Origin of the sequence: Wolbachia endosymbiont of Drosophila leontia (genome assembly GCF_028981785.1) — a bacterium.
Classification (GTDB): Bacteria; Pseudomonadota; Alphaproteobacteria; order Rickettsiales; family Anaplasmataceae; genus Wolbachia; species Wolbachia pipientis.
The window spans coordinates 1-2,491 of record NZ_JAPQLK010000116.1 but is presented as its reverse complement, the minus strand read 5'-3'; the positions used below and the strand labels follow the sequence as shown (position 1 = coordinate 2,491).

Here is a 2,491-nt window from a genome sequence, read left to right as displayed (position 1 = left end):
TTTTCTTTCTGCTACTCTCCAGTATTGGTCTAATTTTTTCAAATTGTTCTTTACTTATATCGCTTGGATAGCTTTTTTGCATAGATATACCTCTTTCTTAACTATGCTTATTTTACCTCATATTTTCGAGATCCTTAACAGGTTCTTAGGCTTACCGACGATTTTAAAAACAACAAATTCGTCATTCCGTTACGTGTTAGCGGCTGAGATACCGCGAATGAATCGCGGTATGACGTTAGAGAGCTGTGCTAGCTATAGTGCATACCTGACCATAAGGTGACAAGATTTTAAAAAGGCTCTATAACAGTTTTACACATGTATGAATCTCAATGAGCAATCAGATTTTTCTAAATAGCAGGCTGGAGAATATACCTAAGTTCCATTCCGCAATATTGCCTAAACTTTGTGGTGGGGACAAGGTGGTGGATCTGCTGTTTTATAAGCCACTTAGTTATGTGGATAGAAGCAAGTTACTATCTGATGCTCGAGTTGGAGAATTTACAACTTTCATTGCAAAAGTTTATGAACATCAGTCGCCCACTTTTAGAGGTAGACCATATAAAATAGTCGTTGAAAGTGAGAGTCAGTATATATTCATAGTCTTTTTTAATTACTCAGTTAAGTATTTATATAAACTATTTCCAATTGGAGCGAATGTGATCATCAGTGGCAAACTCGAAAAATTTGCTGAACATTGGCAAATTACTCATCCAGATTACGTGTCGCTTGACATCAACCAATTTAAAGAAATAGCTTGCATAGAGCCAGTTTACCAATTATGCCGTGGCATTACCAATAAGCGCATTGGGAACATAATAAGCTCTAATCTAAAGGAATTGCCTGATTTACCAGAGTGGATAGATGATACATTAATCAAGCAAAAAAAATGGTTAAGTTGGAGGGAAAGCATCATAAAGTTGCACAGACCAAGCTCATTGGCGGAAGCTGAGGTTTGTAGAAAAAGGCTTGCTTATGATGAATTGTTTGCGTATCAGCTAGCGCTGAAACTTGCAAGAAAAAATCATGTGAAAGAAAGGGGAAGAGAATTTATAATATTGAGTAAATACAAAGAGCAAGTTTTAAATGAATTGTCGTTTCAATTAACAAATGATCAAACTCGTGCAATAGATGAGATCTCAGAGAGACAAAAATCCAAGTATCGCATGATAAGCTTGCTGCAAGGTGATGTTGGTAGTGGCAAAACCGTAGTTGCACTTTTTGCGATGATAAATGTGGTAGAAAACAACATGCAGGCAGCTCTAATGGCACCGACTACTATCTTGGCGGAGCAACATTATAATTGGATTGAGGAAGTTTTATCCTGTACCGATATAAAAGTTGCGCTGCTTACTGGTAAAACTTCGCGCAAGGAAAGAAAGATTATCATGAACGAACTTGCAAGTGGTGTTTTAAATATAGTGATTGGCACTCATGCACTATTTCAAGCTAACGTTACATTTAAAAATTTAGGGCTTGCAGTCATAGACGAGCAACAGCGATTTGGAGTGACGCAGAGAAATCGCTTGGTAGGAAAAGGAGAAAATGCCGATATACTTTTCGTTACTGCAACTCCCATTCCAAGAACCTTGCAGCAAGCTATGTATGGTGATGTTGAATGTTCAATTTTGAAAGAAAAACCAAAATCCAGATTGCCAATAAAAACTGTAACTACGAACATTAGTAGGGTGCCAGATGTTATTGAAAAGCTAAAAGGTGCTATAAACAGGGGCGAAAAAGCATATTGGATTTGTCCATATATAGAAGAAAACGAAGAGACCAATATTGCTGCAGCAGAGATGCGTTTTCAGGAATTACAAAAAACATTTCTTGATAAAGTCGGGATAATACACGGAAAATTGACTCAGGAGCAGAAAGATCAAGTTATGTTTTCCTTCAAAAGGAATGAATTTTCTCTGCTTGTTGCAACCACTGTGATAGAAGTTGGTATAGATGTGCCAGATGCAACCATCATGATTATAGAAAATGCAGAGCAATTTGGGTTATCACAATTGCATCAGTTAAGAGGCAGAGTAGGGCGAGGAAACAAGCCATCTTTTTGTGTATTATTATACGATAATTTAAGTAAAAGCTCATCTTCAAAGTTAAAGATCATGTGTGAGTCACAAGATGGATTTTACATTGCTGAAAGGGATATGATGCTAAGAGGCAGTGGAGATATTTTAGGCACAAAACAATCAGGATGTATGGAATTTAAATTTGCTGATTTATATCAGGACAAAGAGCTGCTCAATCTCGCGTATAATAACGCAAAAGGCGCAATGGCTGATTTTGAATTACTGCTTGATATATTTGAATATAGGAGTAGATTACATTTTTCAAAATTTCAGTAGAAAAACCAGGTAGCCCGCAGAAACAAAAAAACTTCCTTGACAAACCTCGCCAGCCCCCTTATTATGAAACTGAAGCTATTGTATTTGCTTTCGCCAATCTGCAGATTAAAAGGTAAGGATTACTTAATGTATCGGCGTCT

The 2,491-nt window shown here is 36.9% G+C and carries 2 protein-coding genes; both read left to right on the top strand.

Annotation, left to right across the window (positions count from 1 at the left end; genetic code table 11):
* A partial coding sequence (locus OZD63_RS06175; RefSeq protein WP_410543741.1) for a hypothetical protein occupies positions 1-280 on the top strand: 280 nt, incomplete at its 5' end.
* A 49-nt stretch (positions 281-329) separates the two neighbouring features.
* Positions 330-2,351, top strand: coding sequence for an ATP-dependent DNA helicase RecG (recG, locus tag OZD63_RS03740; RefSeq protein WP_274979742.1), 2,022 nt, complete (start codon positions 330-332; stop codon positions 2,349-2,351).
* Positions 2,352-2,491 lie beyond the last annotated feature (140 nt).